The sequence below is a fragment of the Duganella margarita genome (assembly GCF_009857535.1).
Lineage (GTDB): Bacteria > Pseudomonadota > Gammaproteobacteria > Burkholderiales > Burkholderiaceae_D > Rugamonas > Rugamonas margarita.
The window spans coordinates 1-20,447 of sequence record NZ_WWCS01000028.1 but is presented as its reverse complement, the minus strand read 5'-3'; the positions used below and the strand labels follow the sequence as shown (position 1 = coordinate 20,447).

18 protein-coding genes are annotated in these 20,447 nt (G+C 63.1%); 10 read left to right on the top strand and 8 right to left on the bottom strand.

The features are described from left to right. Positions 1-64: 64 nt before the first annotated feature. On the bottom strand, positions 65-3,826 hold the full coding sequence (gene metH / locus GTP55_RS26715) for a methionine synthase (protein WP_161047855.1): 3,762 nt from the start codon (positions 3,824-3,826) through the stop codon (positions 65-67). Positions 3,827-3,969: 143 nt separating this feature from the next. Then, positions 3,970-4,557 carry a 2-hydroxychromene-2-carboxylate isomerase gene (locus GTP55_RS26710; RefSeq protein WP_161047830.1) on the bottom strand — a complete coding sequence of 196 codons (588 nt, stop codon included), beginning with the start codon at positions 4,555-4,557 and terminating at the stop codon, positions 3,970-3,972. A gap of 47 nt (positions 4,558-4,604) precedes the next feature. On the opposite strand from GTP55_RS26710, the gene GTP55_RS26705 reads away from it, so the two are divergent. Both GTP55_RS26705 and GTP55_RS26700 read left to right on the top strand, forming a co-directional pair. Beyond that, positions 4,605-5,063, top strand: coding sequence for a hypothetical protein (locus tag GTP55_RS26705; protein WP_161047829.1), 459 nt, complete (start codon positions 4,605-4,607; stop codon positions 5,061-5,063). Beyond that, positions 5,063-5,965 carry a DUF2145 domain-containing protein gene (locus tag GTP55_RS26700; protein WP_161047828.1) on the top strand — a complete coding sequence of 301 codons (903 nt, stop codon included), beginning with the start codon at positions 5,063-5,065 and terminating at the stop codon, positions 5,963-5,965. The genes GTP55_RS26705 and GTP55_RS26700 overlap by 1 nt, the downstream gene beginning before the upstream one ends. Here GTP55_RS26700 and GTP55_RS26695 read toward each other — a convergent pair. The 4 genes from GTP55_RS26695 to GTP55_RS26680 all read right to left on the bottom strand — a co-directional run bounded on the left by GTP55_RS26695 (position 5,955) and on the right by GTP55_RS26680 (position 9,673). Beyond that, complete coding sequence (locus GTP55_RS26695) at positions 5,955-6,635, bottom strand: FkbM family methyltransferase (RefSeq protein ID WP_161047827.1); 681 nt, start codon at positions 6,633-6,635, stop codon at positions 5,955-5,957. The two genes, GTP55_RS26700 and GTP55_RS26695, sit on opposite strands and share 11 nt — an antisense overlap. 10 nt (positions 6,636-6,645) lie before the next feature. Next, positions 6,646-7,944, bottom strand: a complete 1,299-nt coding sequence (locus GTP55_RS26690) for a hypothetical protein (RefSeq protein WP_161047826.1) — start codon at positions 7,942-7,944, stop codon at positions 6,646-6,648. Beyond that, positions 7,941-8,903, bottom strand: a complete 963-nt coding sequence (locus GTP55_RS26685) for a hypothetical protein (RefSeq protein WP_161047825.1) — start codon at positions 8,901-8,903, stop codon at positions 7,941-7,943. The genes GTP55_RS26690 and GTP55_RS26685 overlap by 4 nt, the downstream gene beginning before the upstream one ends. 131 nt (positions 8,904-9,034) lie before the next feature. After that, complete coding sequence (locus tag GTP55_RS26680; RefSeq protein WP_161047824.1) at positions 9,035-9,673, bottom strand: NAD(P)H-dependent oxidoreductase; 639 nt, start codon at positions 9,671-9,673, stop codon at positions 9,035-9,037. A gap of 94 nt (positions 9,674-9,767) precedes the next feature. Here GTP55_RS26680 and GTP55_RS26675 point away from each other — a divergent pair, with 94 nt between their 5' ends. Further along, complete coding sequence (locus GTP55_RS26675) at positions 9,768-10,148, top strand: MerR family transcriptional regulator (RefSeq protein WP_161047823.1); 381 nt, start codon at positions 9,768-9,770, stop codon at positions 10,146-10,148. Here GTP55_RS26675 and fmt read toward each other — a convergent pair whose 3' ends face one another. Together fmt and def are read right to left on the bottom strand one after the other, a co-directional pair. Continuing rightward, positions 10,149-11,099: a methionyl-tRNA formyltransferase gene (gene fmt / locus GTP55_RS26670; protein WP_161047822.1), complete on the bottom strand. Its 951-nt coding sequence runs from the start codon at positions 11,097-11,099 to the stop codon at positions 10,149-10,151. It lies immediately after the preceding gene. A gap of 13 nt (positions 11,100-11,112) precedes the next feature. Continuing rightward, entirely contained in the window at positions 11,113-11,655 is a 543-nt protein-coding gene (gene def / locus GTP55_RS26665; RefSeq protein WP_110847440.1) for a peptide deformylase, read from the bottom strand. A 173-nt stretch (positions 11,656-11,828) separates the two neighbouring features. Here def and GTP55_RS26660 point away from each other — a divergent pair, with 173 nt between their 5' ends. The 7 genes from GTP55_RS26660 (at position 11,829) to GTP55_RS26630 (ending at position 20,320) form a co-directional block, all read left to right on the top strand. Further along, positions 11,829-12,932 (top strand): LysM peptidoglycan-binding domain-containing protein, encoded by a 1,104-nt coding sequence (locus GTP55_RS26660; protein WP_161047821.1) that lies wholly within the window; start codon positions 11,829-11,831, stop codon positions 12,930-12,932. A gap of 8 nt (positions 12,933-12,940) precedes the next feature. After that, positions 12,941-14,059: a DNA-processing protein DprA gene (gene dprA, locus GTP55_RS26655; protein ID WP_161047820.1), complete on the top strand. Its 1,119-nt coding sequence runs from the start codon at positions 12,941-12,943 to the stop codon at positions 14,057-14,059. A 43-nt stretch (positions 14,060-14,102) separates the two neighbouring features. After that, positions 14,103-14,567 (top strand): Smg family protein, encoded by a 465-nt coding sequence (locus GTP55_RS26650; protein ID WP_110847437.1) that lies wholly within the window; start codon positions 14,103-14,105, stop codon positions 14,565-14,567. Between the two features lie 187 nt (positions 14,568-14,754). Further along, the gene (locus tag GTP55_RS26645) at positions 14,755-17,415 is read left to right on the top strand and encodes a DNA topoisomerase III (RefSeq protein WP_161047819.1); all 2,661 of its coding nucleotides are present in this window, start codon (positions 14,755-14,757) and stop codon (positions 17,413-17,415) included. A 167-nt stretch (positions 17,416-17,582) separates the two neighbouring features. Continuing rightward, complete coding sequence (locus GTP55_RS26640; RefSeq protein WP_161047818.1) at positions 17,583-18,065, top strand: hypothetical protein; 483 nt, start codon at positions 17,583-17,585, stop codon at positions 18,063-18,065. A 90-nt stretch (positions 18,066-18,155) separates the two neighbouring features. Continuing rightward, a complete protein-coding gene (locus GTP55_RS26635; protein WP_161047817.1) occupies positions 18,156-18,644 on the top strand; it encodes a hypothetical protein in 489 nt (162 codons plus the stop codon). Positions 18,645-18,781: 137 nt separating this feature from the next. Next, the gene (locus tag GTP55_RS26630) at positions 18,782-20,320 is read left to right on the top strand and encodes a methyl-accepting chemotaxis protein (RefSeq protein ID WP_161047816.1); all 1,539 of its coding nucleotides are present in this window, start codon (positions 18,782-18,784) and stop codon (positions 20,318-20,320) included. The last annotated feature ends 127 nt before the right edge of the window (positions 20,321-20,447 follow it).

Below are 20,447 nucleotides of genomic sequence, written 5' to 3'. Positions count from 1 at the left end.
AATCCATAAGCCGTGTGCTGGTCCGCGAACTCAGCATGGATTCCGGCTTTCGCCGGAATGACGGCTAGGACAGGTTGGGCGCCAGCCAGCGTTCCAGCTCGGCCTTGTCGACGCCACGGCGCTTGACCATGTCGTTGAGCTGGTCTTCGCCGATTTTGCCGACCACGAAGTATTTCGACTCCGGGTGCGCAAAGTAGAAGCCGGACACGGCCGCACCCGGATACATGGCGAACGAATCGGTCAGCACCATGCCGATTTCTTCGGCCTGCATGGTGTTGAACATCTCGCGCTTGACGGTGTGCTCAGGGCAGGCCGGATAGCCTGGCGCCGGGCGGATGCCAACATACTTCTCGCCGATCATCTCCTCATTGCTGAGATTTTCATCGGCCGCATAACCCCACAGGTCGGTCCGCACGCGCTCGTGCAGATACTCGGCAAACGCCTCGGCCAGGCGGTCGGCCAGCGACTTCAGCATGATTGACGAGTAATCGTCGTGCGCGTCTTCAAAGCGCTTCTCGTACTTCTCGATGCCGAGGCCGGCGGTAACGGCAAACATGCCGATGTAGTCCTTGATGCCGCTGGCCTTCGGGGCGATGAAATCGGCCAGGCACTGGTTCGGCCGCTGCACGCCGTCGACCAGCGGCTTGACGCCCTGCTGGCGCAGGCCGTAATAGGTGAAGTCCACGGTCGCGCGGGTATCGTCGGTATAGATCTCGATATCGTCGTCGTTGACGGTGTTGGCCGGCAACAGCGAGATGACGCCGTTGGCGGTCAGCCAGCGGCCGTCAATCAGTTTCTTCAGCATGGCCTGGCCTTCCTCGTAGACCTTGCTGGCCGCTTCGCCCACCACCTCGTCGGTCAGGATGGCAGGGAAGGGACCGGCCAGGTCCCAGGTCTGGAAGAACGGGCCCCAGTCGATGTACTTCGCGATGGTGCCGAGGTCGACGTTTTTAAATTCGCGGCGGCCGATGAACTTCGGCTTGACCGGCGCAAATGCCAGTTTCATCTTGTTGGCGCGGGCGTCGGCCAGCGACAGGATCGGCAGCGCCTTCTTGTTGGCGTGCTGCTCGCGGATGCGTTCGTAATCCTGTTCCAGATCCGTGATGTACTGGTCGCGCGATTCCGGCGTCAGCAGCGATTGCGCCACCGAGACCGAACGCGACGCATCCGGCACATACACCACCGGGCCGTCGTAGTTGTGGGCGATCTTGACCGCCGTGTGGGCGCGGCTGGTGGTGGCGCCGCCGATCAGCAGCGGAATCTTCAGCATGCGGAAGTGTTCGTCGCGCTGCATTTCCTTGGCCACGTGGGCCATTTCTTCCAGCGACGGCGTGATCAGGCCGGACAGGCCGATGATGTCGGCGTTCTCCACCTTGGCACGGGCCAGGATCTCGGAGGCCGGCACCATCACGCCCATGTTGACCACTTCAAAGTTATTGCATTGCAGGACCACCGAGACGATGTTCTTGCCGATGTCGTGCACGTCGCCCTTGACGGTGGCGATGACGATCTTGCCCTTCGGCTTGGCGACGATGCCGGTGCGTTTTTCTTCCGCCAGCTTCTCTTCCTCGATGTACGGAATCAGATGCGCCACGGCCTGCTTCATCACGCGCGCCGACTTGACCACCTGCGGCAGGAACATCTTGCCCTGGCCGAACAGGTCGCCGACGATGTTCATGCCGTCCATCAGCGGGCCTTCGATCACGTGGATCGGGCGGCCGCCCTTGGCGAACACGGCGGCGCGCATTTCTTCGGTGTCTTCCGTGATCCATTGGGTGATGCCGTGCACCAGCGCGTGCGCCAGGCGTTTCTCGACCGGGGCGTTGCGCCATTCCAGGTTGGCGGCGTCCTGCTTGCCGGCGCCGGCCTTCAGCGTGCCGGCGATTTCGATCATGCGTTCGGTGGCATCGTCGCGGCGGTTCAGCACCACGTCCTCGACGCGCTCGCGCAGTTCGGCCGGCAGATCGTCGTAGACGCCGACCATGCCGGCGTTGACGATGCCCATGGTCATGCCGGCCTTGATGGCGTGGTACAGGAACACGGCGTGGATCGCTTCGCGCGCCGGGTCGTTGCCGCGGAACGAGAACGAGACGTTGGAAACGCCGCCGGAAATCTTCGCGTGCGGCAGGTTCTCCTTGATCCAGCGAGTGGCGTTGATGAAGTCGACCGCGTAGTTGTTGTGCTCTTCGATGCCGGTGGCGATGGCGAAGATATTCGGGTCGAAGATGATGTCCTCCGGCGGGAAGCCGACCGTGTCCACCAGCAGCCGGTAGGCGCGCTCGCAGATTTCGATCTTGCGTTCGAAAGTGTCGGCCTGGCCTTGTTCGTCGAAGGCCATGACGATGACGGCGGCGCCGTAGGCCAGGCACAGCTTGGCCTGGCGGATGAATTCCTCTTCGCCTTCCTTCATCGAGATGGAGTTGACGATGGACTTGCCCTGCACGCATTTGAGGCCGGCTTCGATCACCGACCACTTGGACGAGTCGATCATGATCGGCACGCGCGAGATGTCCGGTTCCGAGGCGATCAGGTTGAGGAAGCGGGTCATCGCCACTTGCGAGTCCAGCATCGCCTCGTCCATGTTGATGTCGATGACCTGGGCGCCGTTTTCCACCTGCTGGCGCGCCACGCTCAGCGCCTCGTCGTACTGCTCGTTGAGGATCATGCGGGCGAAAGCCTTGGAGCCGGTGACGTTGGTGCGTTCGCCAACGTTGACGAACAGCGAGCTGTCGTCAATCGTGAACGGCTCCAGACCCGACAGGCGCTGCGCCACCGGCACGTGCGGCAGGCTGCGCGGCTCGACGGTCGACAGGATCGCGCCGATGGCCTTGATGTGGTCGGGGGTGGTGCCGCAGCAGCCGCCGGCGATGTTGACGAAGCCAGCCTCGGCGAAATCTTTCAGCAGCGCGGAAGTGTCGGCCGGCAGCTCGTCGAAGCCGGTGTCGCTCATCGGGTTGGGCAGGCCGGCGTTGGGGTAAATGCAGACGAAGGTGTCGGCGATCTGCGACAGCTCTTCGGCGTACGGACGCATCAGCGCCGCGCCCAGCGCGCAGTTGAGGCCGATGGTCAGCGGCTTGGCGTGGCGCACCGAGTTCCAGAACGCCGGCACGGTCTGGCCGGACAGGATGCGGCCGGAGGCGTCGGTCACGGTGCCGGAAATCATCAGCGGCAGGCGTTCCTGCGCCGGGTGCGCTTCGTAGAATTTTTCGATGGCGAACAGCGCAGCCTTGCAGTTCAGCGTGTCGAAGATGGTTTCCACCAGCAGCAGGTCGACGCCGCCTTCGATCAGGCCCTTGGTCTGTTCGTAATAGGCGTCCACCAGCTGGTCGAAGGTGATGTTGCGGGCGGCCGGGTCGTTGACGTCGGGCGAGATCGACGCCGTCTTCGGCGTCGGGCCGAGCGCGCCGGCGACGAAGCGCGGCTTGTCCGGCGTGCTGTACTTGGCGGTGGCGGCGCGCGCCAGCCTGGCGGCGGCCACGTTCATTTCGTAGGCCAGGTGGCCCATGTAGTAATCGTCCTGCGCGATCCAGGTGGCGCCGAAGGTGTTGGTTTCGATGATGTCGGCGCCGCCGGCCAGGTAGCGCTCGTGGATCTCCTGGATCACGTGCGGCTGGGTCAACGTCAGCAGTTCGTTGTTGCCCTTGACGAACAGTTCGCGCGCGCCGGAGCCTTCTGGCGCGGCGAAGTTGATGAACTGCCCTTCCGGGCCGCCACGGTAGGCGGTTTCATCCAGTTTGTACTGCTGGATGATGGTGCCCATCGCGCCGTCGAGGATCATGATGCGGCGGGCCAGAATGGCGCGCAGCTGGGCATCGGTCTTGGACATGACGGAACGGGACACGTTGTTATTCATTTAATATCTCTAAGGTCGTGGGGAGGCGCGCCGGAAGGCTGAGGGCGGTCTAAGATTATACGGCATCCCTGAATATGCTTCAGCCAACAGCGGCCTCGCCGCAACAATCTGCTGTTTTAGCTAGCGGCGAGGGCTAGCGCGTCGGCCAGGCGGTCGTTGCCCCAGTACATTTCGGTGCCGACGAAGAAGGTGGGGGCGCCAAACAGGTGCAGGGACTGGGCTTCGTCGTTGCGGGCGCGCAGGCGGGCTTTGTTGTCGTCGGACTGGGCGGCCGTCAGCAGCGCGGCGGCGTCGAGGCCGATGCCGGTGAGGACGGCGGCGATCACCTCCGGGCTGCCGATGTCTTCGTCATGCTCAAAGTTGGCCAGCATGACGCGCGCGCAAAATTCCGCCATCCACGGCTGATGCTCGCCCAGCAGCGCCACCCGCGCCGCCAGCAGCGAGCGGCGTGGAAACGCCGACGGCTGGCGCCACGGCAGCCCGTACTTGGCGCATTCGCGCGGCATGTCCTTCCACACGTAGTCGCCCTTGTCCTTCTGCAGCACAAACGGCGAATTGTCCCAGCCCTGCGCCTGGAAGATCGGCCCCAGCAGGAACGGCTTCCACTGCACGATCACGTCTTTCTGCCGCGCCAGCCGCAGCACGCTCAAATAGCTGTAGTTGCTGGCAAAATCGAACCAGCAGGTGATTTCGGATGCGGGCATAGCAGTCTCCTTTATACTTCCTGATTTGCACAGTTTAGGAAGTGTAGATGAATATCACTTTGACCATGCGATTGATGTGCGCCGCCGGCGCCTTGGGGCTGGCGCTGAATGCGCAGGCGGATAGTCTGGCGTCGTCGGCGTCGAGCGCCAGTTCGGCGTCCAGCGGCAGCGTGTCCGATTCGCTGGCCGGTTCCAGCAACAGCTCGAACAACAAGGGCCACCGGACGGCGGACGCCGATTACCGCATCATCGACATCGCCGCCACGCCAGACCGTGCCGAGCGCACCCGCGTCACCCTGCAGGCCGACGATCCGGCGCATCGCATCGTGCTCGACCTGCCGAACACCACCTTCGACAAGCAGCAGCTGGCCGTGGGCGATGCGATGTATGCGCACAACCGCGTCTACGGCATCGAATTCGGCCGTGCCGATAATCGCCAGCCGTTCTATCTGGTGCTGGCCGATGAGTGGTATGGCGAACTGGCGTCGCGTCCGTTGAGCCTTTGATGCTTTTTCGCGCGCTGGCGCTGGGCTTGCTGATGGCAGCCGCCACGGCTGGCCAGGCGCAGGCCTCGTCTGGCCGCTTCTGCGATCGCTCTCACGAACTGAGCGCGGCCGAGCAGGATCGGCTGCTGCGCTTCGCCGCCGTGCTGCGCGACGAGCTGGCCGCCAGCGACGAGGGCGTGGCGCTGGTCAGCCGTTCCGGCCTCGACCTGTCGCGTTTTCACATCCGCTATTCGCATGGTGCGGTGGCCTGGCGTTCCGAGCAGGGCGCGTGGTCGGCGCGCCAGCTGTATTACGCCTGCGATGAGGGCCGCCCGCGCATCTACGATCAGGGCCTGGCCGGTTTCGCCATGGGCACCGACGATCCGCAACTGGGCTACGTCAGCATCGTGCGGATGCCGCCGCAGGCGGTACTGGCGCTGAGGCCGGCCTTGCTCGATACTTCACGTGCCTTGCACCTGCTCGGCGCGCAATACAGCGCCAATGCCTACGCCTACGGCCTGCAATACCAGAACTGCAATCAATGGCTGATCGAAATGCTGGCCGCCGGCTGGGGCAATCTGCCGGACGGCGACGATTTGCGGCAGCGCGCGCAGCAGTGGTTGCGTGAGCAGGACTATGCGCCGCAGCCGGTTGAGGTCGGTTCACGCTGGCTGATGCTGGCGTCGTACTTCGTGCCGTTGCTGCATCTGGACGATCATCCGGAGCAAGACCGGGCCGCGCTGCAGCTGCATATCAGCCTGCCCAGCACGGTGGAGGCGTTTGTGCGCGACCGCTTTCCCCAAAGCGAACGCGTGGAGATCTGCCATGATGACAAGCAGATCGTCATCCATCGCGGCTGGACGCCGATCGCCGATGGCTGCAAGGCCGACGACGGCGACCGCGTACTGTCGCTCACCGACTGAAGCGGCTTCGCCACACCACACTGCTTGCATGCCGTCCGGGAAACGCCGCCGCGCGGATGTAGCAATCGTCAATGAACCACGCCGTCACATGGAGGAAGCCCCGCGCTTCCAGAAGGTTGCGAATGTCCTGCCGCGCCGGCTGGTGGTTGTGTTCGACGGTGATGACGTTGAACGTGTGGCGGTCGAACGGAAAACTCTTCAGCAATAGCAATTCGGTACCCTCGGTATCCAGGCTCCAGTAGTCGATGACTGGCGGCGCCTCGGCCAGCGCCAGCGCGGTCGCGAGGGTCATGGTCCGTTTGCTGACCAGTGGCGGCATGCCTTCCGCGTCCAGCGGCAGATGTTGGGTCCGTATGGCGTTCGCCATCTGCCCTGGGCCGAATTCGTTGATCAGGCCGCCCAAGGTGCCGGCCGCTTCGAGGAAGGGCAGTTCGGTCTCTCGGTCGTACAGGCAGGCATGCAGGCACATGCAGCGGCGCGTATGGATGAGCTTTTGGTAAAACGCGTCGTTGGGCTCGACACACAGGCCGCGCCAGCCGAATTCGCGTTCCAGCAATACCGTGTTGCTGCTGCGGATGCCGTCGGCGGCGCCGGTGTCGAGGAAAAAACCGTTGCGCTGGCCGTTGAGGAGTTGCAGCACCAGGCGGTCCTGGCCGAACTGGGAGGACATGGCGCGCCTGTCAACGATGGCGGCCGAAGGCAGGGGAACGCCATGCGCTGTTATGCCGGCCCCAGCGCGTTTGCAGGTCGGGACGGCTGCTGAGGCTGCGGTGCAGTTGGTCGTTTTCGCGCTGTCCGTACAGCATGGTGACGTTGATGCGGTGATGTTCGAATCCCGGTTTGAAATGCACTTCGTGGGTACCGTGGAACAGGTCGGAGTTGAACAGCACGCAGCGATTGCGGCGATAAGGGATGTAGGTCGCCCGTGCTTTGTTCTCGCGCAGGAAGGCTTTGATGATGTCGGTGCGGCCGTTGTAGGTGTGGAAGTCCCACGCCAGCGGCGCGTCGACGTCGTACACCTTCATGCCGCCGGTGTCGGGCGACAGGTTGCAGTCGTCCGGCGTCAGCCAGAAGTTGACGTTGACGGCGGCGAAGTCGGCGTGCAGGTTGACATCGGCCGGCAGGTCGTCGGCGTTCTTGAAGCCCCAGATCTGGCGCAGTGGATAGCGCGGCGTGATCACGTGCGGCAGTGCTGCCTGCAACTCTTCGGCGACCTGCAGCAGCAGCGGGCAATTGAAGCCGTCCTGGAAGAATGCGCCGAAGCGGCCGAAGGCGTAGCGGATGCCGGTCCAGACCGTGGCTTGCATGGCGAAGCGGTGCAGGTCTTGCAGTGCTTGCGGCGTTAAAAAATCATCGATTACGACCAGGCCCTCGCCGTGTTCAAGGAAGCGCGCTTCGATGTCGCGCGGATTCCAGCTGGGCGATAGCGCACGCGCCACGCGGCCCACGTCCGGCAGGTGGACGATGCGGTTGTAGGTATTGCCGATCAGCGCGCGCTCGGCGTCACTCATTTCCTTGCGCGCTTCTGATTGGCCGGCGGCGACCAGGCGGTCGGCGAGGTGGTGATAGATGTTGATGGTGGCGTCGAATGTGGCGTCCAGCAGGCCCAACTGGCGCAGGTAGGCGAATTGGCCGGCGTCATGGCGCAGCTTGCTGACGGTGAGGATGTCACGTGGAACGCGTGGCAGGGGTTGATCCGTAGGCAGGCGTTCGGGATGCCAGGGGCTGTGCCAGCGGTAGGCCAGCAGCTTGCCTAACTGGCCCATCAAGGTGAAGTCGCCTTGTTGCATGGCGCGTTCCAGTGCGGACTGGGCCCAGCGGTAGGCCGGGTCGCCGGTGGCGAGTTCCTGCAGCCAGAGCGCGTGGGCGGCGTTGGTGTCGCCGGTGTTTAGCAGCGTGAGCAGCCGACGGCGCCGCTCCGCCGGCGCGGCCTTGTCGGCCGGCGTGGGGGCGGCGGGGAGCAGGTCGGCCAGGCTCATGGCCGTTCACCGGGGGCTTGCTCGGACCAGAAGTCGTCCAGCGCGCCGGAGCGGATCAGGTGGCGGGCATAGCTGGTCAGCGCCTCCAGCGTGATGATGACGTGGCTGGTGCCCAGGAAGCGTTCGGTGTTGAGCGTGGTGGCAGTGGTGATCGGCGAGCGTGTCATGCCGGTGTGTGTGAACGGCGTGGTGCTCGGATGGGTCTTGTCGGTGGTGTCGGTGATGTAGGTTTTCCACGTGACGGCGGTGAGCGTGGAGTTTTGGTCGGTGCCGGTGCTGGCGGTGGCGTCCGTGCCGGTGGCCGTAATGTCGGTCGCATCAGTCGCGTCAGTCGCATCGGTTGCGTCGGTTCCGGTACCGTCGGTTCCTGTGGCATCCGTGCCGGTGCTGTCGGTCCCCGTGCTATCCGTACCAGTAGTGTCCGTACCTGTGCTGTCGGTGGCGTCGGTGCCGGTGCTGTCGGTGCTATCGGTGGCGTCCGTGCTGTCGGTGCCGGTGCTGTCGGTGGCGTCGTCGGTGCCGTCTTCGCCGAAATGGTGCCAGCGGCCGAAGATCACCTGCAGCCAGTTGTCGTCGAGCTGGATGCGGGCAGTGTCGTGCAGCGCAAAATGCGCCAGCGCGGACACTACATGATGTGCGCGCTGTTCAACTACGGCGGCGGAAAAATCCCGCACAAAACGCTGTTGCGTGATGGGCTCTTTGCCGTCGCTGCGCATGGCGTAATCGCGCAGCCAGGAGATCAGGTAATTGTTGGCCAGGCAGGCGTAGATCAGGTAATTCATCGCAGCAGCTTTGTCCGGCGCGATGCGCTTGCCATTGATGTATTCCGAGGCGATTTGCGCGGGGTCGGTGATGAATTGCTCGCGCAGCAGAAAATCCGATGCCAATGCGCGGAACAGGGCGTCAAGGCGCCGTTGCAGCGCTAGTTGTTTCCGCGAGCCACCTTTGTAAGCGTCCATGATGCCTCCTCGATTCCAGTGGATGAGGATCGAGTCTAGGCAGGAAAGTAAAGGGGGTCTATTTAAATGGCGTGCAGATTTGATGAGCGCCAAACAACGGCGGAATATTCTTCCGCCGTGTGGTCCAACGATTAGTTCAGTTCGGTGACGAACTTGTCGTGCGGCCGGCGCACTTTTTTCAGGTTGACCAGCCAGTCGGTATCGGCCTTGCGGTAGCCCACCGGCAGGATCACCACGCTGCGCAGGTGACGCTCTTTCAGGCCCAGGATCTGGTCGACGGCGGCCGGATCGAAACCTTCCATCGGCGTGCTGTCGACGCCTTGTTCGGCGGCAGCCACCAGCGCGACGCCCAGGCCGATGTAGGCCTGGCGCGCGGCGGCGTCAAAGTTGGCCTGTTCGGTACGGGCGGCAATAATGCCGTGCAGCTGCTTGCGGTAGGCTTCCCAGCCTTCGTTGACGAAACCGCGCACTTCGTTGGTGTAGTCGAAGGCGGCGTCGATGCGCTCCGGGGTGATGTTGTCCCAGGCCGCGAACACCAGCAGGTGCGAGGCGTCGGTCACTTGCGGCTGGCCCCACGCCACTTCGCGGATTTTGGCGCGCAGGTCCGGGTTTTTCACCACGAACACTTCAAACGGTTGCAGGCCGCTGGAAGTCGGCGCCAGGCGGATCGCTTCCAGGATGTGGTTCAGTTTCGCTTCGTCCAGCTTTTGGCTGGCGTCGAAGCTCTTGGTGGCGTAGCGCCAGTTGAGGTGTTTAATTACATCGGTCATATCGATACTCCTGGATGTTATATGGCCTGCCTAAGCAGGCTGAGGCGGACCACCTTATAATAAGTTTCAAGTCAACTTGAGGGTCAAGCGAAAAATGAAAATCGGTGAACTTTCCCGAATGTCAGGCATGGCTGCCTCGGCGATACGGTTTTATGAAGAGCAGGGATTGCTGGCGCCGATCTCGCGCACGGCGTCCGGCTACCGCCAGTATGCCAGCAATGCACCAGACCGGCTGAAGCTAATCCAGGGCGCGAAGAAACTGGGGTTTTCGCTGGATGTGATTCGCGACATGCTGGATGAAAACGGCAAATGCTCGATCGAAAAGACCATGCAGCAATCGGCCATTCTGTTGCGGGAGATTGAGGAACAGCAGGCGGCGCTGGAACGGCGGCGGCAATCGCTGCTGATCCTGCGCGCCAATCTGGACAATTACCAGGGCGACAATCCGTGCCCTGGCAATCAGACGGTGAACTGACTAGCTGAAGCGCAGGCCTTCCAGCGGGAAGCCCTTGATGAACTCGGCGGCAGGCAGGCGCTTGCCGCCCGGCTTTTGCAGCGAGGTCAGGCGCAGCGCGCCCTGACCGCAAGCGACCACGATGCCATGCTGGGCATCGGCCGACAGCACCTGTCCGGCAGCGCCGCTGCCTTCCACCACTTCGGCGCCCCACAGCTTGACCACCACGCCGTTGACCGTGCCATGCGCACCCGGGAAGGGATTGAAGGCGCGGATCTTGCGGCCGAGCTCGACGGCGGATTGCGCGAAGTCCAGCGCCGCTTCTTCCTTGCTGATCTTGCTGGCGTAGTTGACGCCTTGTTCCGGCTGCACCACCGCTTCCAGCTGCTGGTGCTGGTATTTGTTGAGCGCCTCGACAATCATCTTGCCGCCCAGCGCCGCCAGCTTGTCGTGCAGGCTGCCGGTGGTGTCGCTGTCCTCGATCGCCACTTTTTCAACCAGCAGCATCGGGCCGGTATCGAGGCCTTCTTCCATTTCCATGATGGTGATGCCGGTTTCCGTGTCGCCCGCTTCGATGGCGCGATGGATGGGCGCGGCGCCACGCCAGCGCGGCAGCAGCGAACCGTGGATGTTGAGGCAAGGCTTGATGTCCAGCGTGCTGCGCGGCAGGATCAGGCCGTAAGCGGCCACCACCATCACGTCGTACGGCGTCGACAGCAGGCGCTGGTGCGCGGCCAGGGCTTCCTCGGCGCGCTGCGGGTCCTTGCTGTCCATGCGCAGCGACAGCGGCTGCAACACGTCGATGCCGTGCGCGACCGCGTATTGCTTGACGGCCGATGGCTGCAATTGCATGCCGCGGCCGGCAGGGCGGTCCGGCTGGGTCAGCACCAGCGGGATTTCAAAGCCGGCCTCATGCAGCGCTTGCAGGGCCGTGGCGGCAAATTCGGGCGTACCGGCGAAGATGACTTTCATTGGGCGGCGGCGATCAGTAGCGACGGCCCTGGGCGCGCAGCTGGGCTTCCCGCTGCATGCCGCGTTCTTCCTTCTGCAGCTTGGCCTTGATGCGGTTGCGCTTCAGCGGCGACAGGTATTCGACGAAGACCTTGCCCAGCAGGTGGTCCATCTCGTGCTGGATGCAGACGGCCAGCAGGCCATCGGCGTCGACTTCAAACGGCTGGCCCTTGACGTCGAAGGCGCGCACCTTGACCTTGGTCGGCCGCTCCACGCCGTCGTAGACGCCCGGCACCGACAGGCAGCCCTCTTCGTAGACTTCCTTGTCGTCGCTGGCCCACAGGATTTCCGGGTTGATGAAGGCGGTCAGCGCGTTCTTTTCTTCGCTGATGTCGATCACCACCACCTGCTCGTGGACGTCGACCTGCGAGGCCGCCAGGCCGATGCCGGGCGCGTCGTACATGGTTTCGGCCATGTCGGCGACCAGCTTGGCCAGCCGCTCGTCAAACACGGTGACCGGCACCGCAACTTTGTGCAGGCGTGGATCGGGGTAACGCAGAATATTTAAAATAGCCATGATAACGAAGTGAAAACTATGTGATTTCCCTGCTAATGCAGCAAGCGCGCGACGGGTGATGGGAGCGCGGTTTCGCTTGCTAGTTCAGGGTTTTATGGGCAGAATTTGATTCAATTTAGCAAGCTTTACTGCTTTGCTGCCGTGCACCTATGGCGCACTTACTGGATCTATTAATGAAAAATTTTAGCACAGTCGGTCGCCGCCTTGTGGTTGCGGTGCTGGTTTTTGCCGCCGCCAGCGCCTCGGCAGCGCCGATGGCCTGCGAATTCCGCGCCGACGCCCCGGACCAGCACGTGGTGGTCAAGGACGATACCCTGTGGGATATTTCCGGTACTTTCCTGCAAAAACCCTGGTGCTGGCCCACGGTCTGGGACATGAACCGCGAGGACATCGCCAATCCGCACTGGATTTATCCAGGCCAGATCATCTGGTTCGACCGTGCCGCCGGTCGCCTGCGGCTGGGGCAGCCCATCGCCGCCAACAGCGGCGTCAACGACCCGGCTGCCGAACGCCTGCGCCCGCGCGTGCGCACCGACGGCGTGGGCGTGGACGCCGTGCCGTCGATTCCGCCGGGCGTGATCGAACCCTTCCTGACCCAGCCGCTGATTATCGAAGATGACGAATTGAAGGGCGCGCCGCGCATCGTCGCCACGCAGGAGGGGCATGTATTTCTCGGCAAGGACGACAAGGCCTACGTACGCGGCGAGCTGGGCGGCAACAGCGCGTTCCAGGTGTTCCGCCCCGGCGCGCCGCTGAAAGATCCGGTCACCCAACAAATCATCGCCTACGAAGCCTTTTATCTAGGCACGGTGAAATTGCAGACCGAAGCCAAGCCAGGCGCCGGCAGCGATGTGCACACTTTCACGGTCACCACCGCCACCCAGGAAATCGGCAAGGGCGACCAGCTGCGCGCCGTGCCGCCCATGCCGGTGCGCAATTACGTGCCGCATCCGCCGGCGCAGCCGGTCGCGGCGCGCGTGCTGTCGGTGTACGGCGGCGTCACCCACGCCGGCCAGAACCAGATTGTCAGCATTAATCGCGGAAAGCTTGACGGACTCGATATCGGCGCGGTGCTGCAGCTGTACCATGCGGGAGCAACTGTCAGCGATTCCACGGCCAAGAAAGGCTGGTTCGGGCGCGAGCAGCAGGTCAAGCTGCCGGATGAGGAAGTGGGCAGCTTGTTTATCTTCCGCACGTTCAAGCATGTTTCCTACGGCTTGATCATGCAGGTGACGGCGCCAGTGCAGGTCGGCGACGTCGCCAGGTCGCCGGAGTAAGCTGCGCCGTGCAAGCCACGGATTCCCCTGCCGAAACGACGCCGCCAGCGCTGGCCGGCTGGCTGCGTCTGCAACAGACCGACGGCGTCGGCCTGCTGACCGCGCACAGCCTGCTGGAATACTTCGAGACGCCGGCCGCCATCTTCGCCGCCAGCCGCGCCAGGCTGCTGGAGATCGTCAAGCCACGCCAGGCCGATGCCTTGCTGGCGTCGCCGCCGGCCGATCTGGGGGCCCAGGTGGACGCCATGCTGGCGTGGCAGGCGCAGCCGGGCAACTATCTGCTGCCGTTCGACCATCCCGCCTATCCCGAGTACCTGCGCAATATTGTCGGTGCGCCGCTGCTGCTGTTCGTCAAGGGCCGCGTCGAGTTGCTGCCGCAGCGCTCGGTGGCGGTGGTGGGCTCGCGCAACGCCAGCCGCCAGGGGCTGCTGAACGCCGAGCACATGGCGCAGGCGCTGTCCGAGGCCGGCCTGACCATCGTCTCCGGCCTGGCGCTCGGCATCGATGCGGCGGCCCACGTCGGCGGCTTGAACGGCCCCGGCAGCACCATCGCCGTGCTCGGCACCGGCGCCGACCGCATCTATCCGGCCCGCAACGGTGCGCTGGCGCGGCGCATTGCCGAGGAGGGTTGTCTCGTCAGCGAATATGCGCTGGGCACGCCGCCGTCGCGCGACAGCTTCCCGCGCCGCAACCGCATCATCAGCGGGCTGGCGCGCGGGGTGCTGGTGGTGGAGGCGGCCGCCAGGTCCGGCTCGCTGATCACCGCCGGGCTGGCGATCGACCAGGGCCGCGATGTGTATGCGGTGCCCGGTTCGATTCACGCCACCCTGTCCAAGGGCTGCCACCAGTTGATCCGCGAGGGCGCCAGGCTGGTGGAAAGCGCCGCCGATGTGTTGCAGGCGATGCAGATGCTGGCCGACGGCGAGGCCGGCGCCCGCCCGGCGCTGGACGACAGTTTCGTCGACCGCGTGCTGCTGGCGATGGGCGACGACCCGGTCCAGGCCGACGTGCTGGCGGTCCACCTGGGCCAGCCGGCCGGCGAATTGCAGGGACAGTTGCTGGCGCTGGAACTGGCCGGGCTGCTGGAACGCTTGCCGGGCGGCATGTTTCAACGGCTGCGTGGCTGAACAGCACTTGTCTCCGATTCGTGTTAACTGATAGAGTAGAGCCATGTTCGACGTCCTTGTTTATCTCTACGAAACTTATTACCGGCCCGATGCGTGCCCGGAGCCGGCCGCATTGGCCAAGAAGCTGTCGGCCGTCGGTTTCGATGACGTCGAAATTTCCGAGGCGCTGGTGTGGCTGACCGACCTCAACGCCATCGCCGGCGTCGAGCAGGCGCTCACGGCCGCCTCCACCGGCACCCGGTTCTACGTCGAAGAAGAGCAGGACGCGCTGGGCGGCGCCGCCATCGGCTTCATCCAGTTCCTCGAATCGGCCAAGGTGTTGTCACCGCTGCAACGCGAAATCGTCATCGAGCGCGCCCTCGCGCTGGAAGAGATGCCGGTCTCGCTGGGCAAGCTCAAGGTCATCGTGCTGATGCTGCTGTGGAGCCAGGGCAAGGAACCGGACGCGCTGATGTTCGACGACCTGTTCGGCTCGGACGAAGACCAGGCCCCGCGCCTGCTGCATTAATTCCCCTCAAATAAATACTTTCGTGCAACAATTGGCCGCGTCGACGCGGCATGCTTGCGGTGCGTACGGCAATCCGCTTATTATTTGCGCTTTGATAAGACTGTGACGCAAACGTGCAGATTGCTGCGCGATCCATGTATGATGCGCATCTGTCCTCCCCTCAAGTGTTACAAACGAGATACTAAATATGAGCAAAACCCTCATCATCGCCGAGAAACCGTCTGTCGCGAATGACATCGCGAAGACGCTGGGCGGCTTCACCAAGCACGATGAGTACTTTGAATCCGACGAGTACGTGTTGTCCTCCGCCGTCGGTCACCTGCTGGAAATTGCCGTCCCGGAAGAACACGACGTCAAGCGCGGCAAGTGGAGCTTCGCCCATCTGCCGATGATTCCGCCGTATTTCGCGCTGAACCCGATCGCCAAGACCGAGGCGCGCCTCAAGGTGCTGAACAAGCTGATCAAGCGCAAAGACGTCACCACCCTGATCAACGCATGTGACGCGGGCCGCGAAGGTGAACTGATCTTCCGCCTGATCGCGCAGAACGCCAAGGCCAAGCAGCCGGTCAAGCGGCTGTGGCTGCAATCGATGACGCCGGGCGCGATCCGCGACGGCTTCACCCATCTGCGCAGCGACGAAGAGATGCTGCCGCTGGCCGACGCCGCCCGCTGCCGTTCGGAAGCGGACTGGCTGATCGGCATCAACGGCACCCGCGCCATGACCGCGTTCAACTCGAAAGAGGGCGGCTTCTACCTGACCACCGTCGGCCGCGTGCAGACGCCGACCTTGTCGATCGTGGTCGAGCGCGAAGAAAAGATCAAGAAATTCGTCTCGCGCGACTTCTGGGAAGTGCGCGCGGAATTCGTCTGCGCCGCCGGCGTCTACGAAGGCCGCTGGCTGGACACCAAGTTCAAGAAGGACGAGAACGATCCGGAAAAGCGCGCCGAGCGCCTGTGGAGCAAGGCTGCGGCCGACTCCATCGCGGTTGCCGTGCGCGGCAAGCAGGGCAACGTCACCGAAGAATCCAAGCCGACCACCTCGATGGCGCCGGGCCTGTTCGACCTGACCAGCCTGCAGCGTGAGGCCAACTCGCGTTTTGGCTTCTCGGCCAAGAACACGCTGGGCCTGGCCCAGGCGCTGTACGAAAAGCACAAGGTGCTGACCTACCCGCGTACCGATTCGCGCCACCTGCCGGAAGATTATCTGGACACCGTCAAGCAGACGCTGGACTCGGTCAAGGATAACAACAACTACCACCAGTTCGCCAAGCAGATCCTGGACAAGGGCTGGGTCAAGCCGAACAAGCGCATCTTCGACAACACCAAGATCTCGGATCACTTTGCGATCATCCCGACCACCATCGCGCCGAAGAATTTGTCCGAGCCGGAACAGAAACTGTACGACCTGGTGACGCGCCGCTTCATGGCGGTGTTCTTCCCGGCCGCCGAGTTCCAGGTCACCACCCGCTTTACCGAAGTGTCGGGCCACACCTTCAAAACTGAAGGCAAGGTCATGACCAATCCGGGCTGGCTGGCGATCTACGGCAAGGAAGCCGACGACGGCGACAAGGACGCTCCCAACAACAAGACGCTGGTGGCGGTGGCCAAGGGCGAGAAGGTGTTGACCGACAAGGTCGACGCCAACGGCCTGGTCACCAAGCCGCCGGCACGCTACACCGAGGCGACGCTGCTGTCCGCCATGGAAGGCGCCGGCAAGCTGGTGGAGGACGACGAGTTGCGCGATGCGATGGCCGGCAAGGGCTTGGGCACGCCAGCCACGCGCGCCGCTACCATTGAAGGTCTGCTCTCCGAGAAGTATCTGCTGCGCGAAGGCCGCGAGCTGATGCCGACCGCCAAGGCATTTCAGCTGATGACGCTGCTGCGTGGCCTGGGCGTCAACGAGCTGACCGCGCCGGAGCTGACCGGCGAGTGGGAATACAAGCTGTCGCAGATGGAGAAGGGCAAGATCTCGCGCGAAGAATTCATGCGCGAGATCGCCCAGATGACGCAGGTGATCGTCAAGCGCGCCAAGGAATACAACAACGACACGATCCCGGGCGACTACGCCACGCTGACCGCGCCGTGCCCGAACTGCGCGCACGTGGTCAAGGAAAACTATCGCCGCTTCGCCTGCACCCATTGCGAATTCTCGATGAGCAAAACGCCGGGCGGCCGCCAGTTTGAAATCGCCGAAGTGGAACAGCTGCTGCGCGACCGCACCATCGGCCCGCTGCAAGGTTTCCGCTCGAAGATGGGCCGTCCGTTCGCCGCCATCCTGCGCATCGTCAAGGACGAGGACATCAAGAACTACAAGCTGGAGTTCGACTTCGGCCAGAACGACGATTCGGAAGATGCGGAACCGGTCGACTTCACCGGCCAGACGCCACTGGGCCCGTGCCCCAAGTGCAACGGCAACGTGTACGAGATGGGCCTGGCCTATGTGTGCGAAGCTACCGTCGCCAAGCCGAAGGCGTGCGATTTCCGCAGCGGCCGCATCATTCTGCAGCAGGAAATCCTGCCGGAACAGATGGCCAAGTTGCTCAACGACGGCAAGACCGACCTGCTGCCGGGGTTTGTCTCGCAGCGCACGCGTCGTCCGTTCAAGGCCTTCCTGGTAAAGGGCAAAGACGGCAAGATCAGCTTCGAGTTCGAAGAGCGCAAGGCGAAAGCGCCGGCTAAAGGCAAGGCGGCTGCGGCTGCGGCCGAAGACGGTGCGGCGGAAGAGAAAAAAGCGCCGGTGAAAAAGGCGGCGGCGGTCAAGAAGGCTGCGGCAGTCAAGAAGCCGGCGGCGAAGAAACCAGCCGCAAAAAAAGCAGCGCCTAAAAAAGTCGCTGCAACTGCGGAGTAAAACAGAACGGGACACGCAAGTGTCCCGTTTTTTTATGGCGTGAGACTCGATACAACTGGTAACTTTTCTTACTGAAGTGTGGTCGTCTTCGGCTGAGGCGGGCGCGTTGAAGGTACAAGAACGCTGATCAACAGCGGTCTGCCAACCCACAGTAAAGGAATCACGCCATGAAAACCAACACCCTGATGATCACCGCCGGCCTGTTTTCGATGATCAGCGCAGCCGCCTTCGCGCAGACGCCTGTGGCCCAGGTCCAGCACGACAATGCGCAGATCCGCCAGGACACCAAACAAATTCATCAGGACACCCGCGAGATCAAACACGACAACGCCGTGATCGCGGTGAAGAAGGATGAAGTGGCCGCCGGCAAGCAGCAGCTGCATGCCGAGAAGCAGGAAAGCAAGGCGCTGGCGCACGCCGAGCACCAGGAGCTGAAGCAGGGCAATCTGGCCGGCGCCGCGCAGCTGGACCAGGCGCGCCGCAACGAGCAGGTGGCCATCAAGCAGCAAAAGCAGGAAATCCGCCATGACCAGAAAGTGATCGCCCATCACGCCGTCGACAAGCACGCGACCCAGGTGGCGCGTCAGGAGGACAAGGTCGACCGCCGCCTCGACACCGCCAAGCGTGATCACGACGCCAACAAACTCTGATTGTCATTGGGACCAAAGCCGGACGCCGTCAGGCGCGCCGGCTTTTTAACGCTTGCGCGCGGCCGCACAAGCCACTATATTGATCCCATCATGACCCTCGCTCTCACCACCGTCACCTCCAATGCGGCTTATCAGCCGTATGTGCCGACGGTCGGCCAGAATTCGACCGCGGCTGCGGCCTTGTCGTCGCAGGCGGTCAGCTTGTCGGCGCAGTCGGCGGTGGTGGCGTCGCTGGGCGGCTCGACTGGCGCGACAGTGTATTCGGCCAGCGGGTTGCTGAGCAGCCTGACGCAGGCGGGCACGCAGGAAGAAGCGGTCAGCGTGCCGGTCGACGGCAGCAAGGTCGACACCTCCAACAGCGCGCAGTTCGCGCAAGATCAGGGCATCGTGTCGACGCTGGCCACCAGCTCCACCGGCGCCGGCGTCTACACCGGCAGCGGCACGGCCAGCGACGGCCTGTCCGATCAAGCCTCCGCCAACTGGGCGGACCTGCTCAAAACCAATCCCAATCTGGCGGGCACCGTCATCTCCAGTTCGTTCGACATGGGCATCGTCAGCACGCTGCACCTCACCGCTTAGTCAAACCTGAGCATTAAAATAATTGCCGTGCTAAACTATTGATTCTTCAGGGCAATCCATTTTCTGTTGCCTGAATCGTTGTTTCAATAGTAGCAATCTTCTTTGCATTTCAACATTGCCATTACGGCACGGTAACCATGAATAATTTCAAAATCGGCACGCGCCTGGCCGCAGGCTTTGGCTTGGTATTGGCAATGATGATCCTGATGACCTTGATCGGCATCCGTCATATGCATTCGGTGGCTTCGGCCACGCGCGACATGATGCAGCAGCCGCTGGCAAAAGAGCGCATGATCAGCGACTGGTATCGTTTGATCCACACCAGCGTGCGCCGCACGTCGGCCATCTCGAAGAGTACGGACCCGTCGCTGGGCCCGTTCTTCGCGGAGGACACCAAGCTGTCCACTGCCGAGATCAACGGCCTTCAGCAAAAGGTCGAGCCGCTGCTGGAAGGCGACGACGAAAAGGCGATGTACAAGGACATGCAGGCCAACCGCAAGCTGTACGTGGCCTCGCGCGACAAGATCGTGGCGCTGAAAAAGGACGGCAAGCTGGACGAGGCGGCGGAAGAGCTGGAACAGCGTTTCACCCCTTACGGCAAAGCCTATCTGGGTTCGCTGGGCGGTTTGCTGGAACATCAGCGCAAGAGCATGGACGGCGAGGCGGAGCGGATCGAGGCGCTGTATGAAACCAACCGCACCTTCATGGCCATCTTCGGGCTGGTGGTGCTGGCGCTGGGGGTTTTCTGCGCCTGGCGTTTGACGCGCGGCATCACCGTGCCGCTGGGCCAGGCGGTCGAGATCGCCGAGGCAGTGGCGCACCGCGACCTGACCTCGCACATTGAAGTCAACAGTACCGACGAAACCGGCCGCCTGCTGCAATCGTTGCAGAAGATGAATGATGGCCTGATCAGCATCGTCACCGAAGTGCGCAACGGCACCGAGAGCATCTCGACCGCCTCCAACCAGATCGCCGCCGGCAACCTGGACTTGTCGGGCCGTACCGAAGAGCAGGCCTCCAGCCTGGAGGAGACCGCCTCGTCGATGGAAGAACTGACTGCGACCGTCAAGCAGAATGCCGACAACGCGCGCCAGGCCAACCAGTTGGCGGTGAAAGCGTCGGAAGTGGCGCAGCGCGGCGGCGGCGTGGTGGCGCAAGTGGTCAGCACTATGGATGCGATCAACGGTTCCTCGCGCAAGATCGCCGACATCATCAGCGTGATCGATGGCATTGCCTTCCAGACCAATATTCTGGCCTTGAACGCGGCGGTGGAAGCGGCCCGCGCGGGCGAGCAGGGCCGTGGCTTCGCGGTGGTGGCGTCCGAAGTGCGCAACCTGGCGCAGCGCAGTGCGGCGGCGGCCAAGGAAATCAAGACGCTGATCGACGATTCGCTGGACAAAGTGGATGCCGGCAGCATGCTGGTGTCGCAGGCCGGCAGCACCATGACCGACGTGGTCGACAGCATTCAGCGCGTGACCGACATCATGGGCGAAATCACCTCGGCCACGCTGGAGCAGAGCAGCGGCATCGAGCAGGTCAATCAGGCGATCGGCCAGATGGATCAGGTCACGCAGCAAAACGCCGCGCTGGTGGAAGAAGCCGCCGCCGCCGCCGCCTCGCTGCACGACCAGGCCGACGCGCTGACGGCCATCGTCGCCGTCTTCAAACTGCGTTAACAATCCGGGGTCAGATACCGTCTTGAATAGCAAGCCCTTTCGCCAGGTAATTGGGGTCAAAGGGCTTGTTTGTTTTGATGACGCCGTAAATGAAATGCGCCAGCTTATGCATGACGGCGCCGATGAC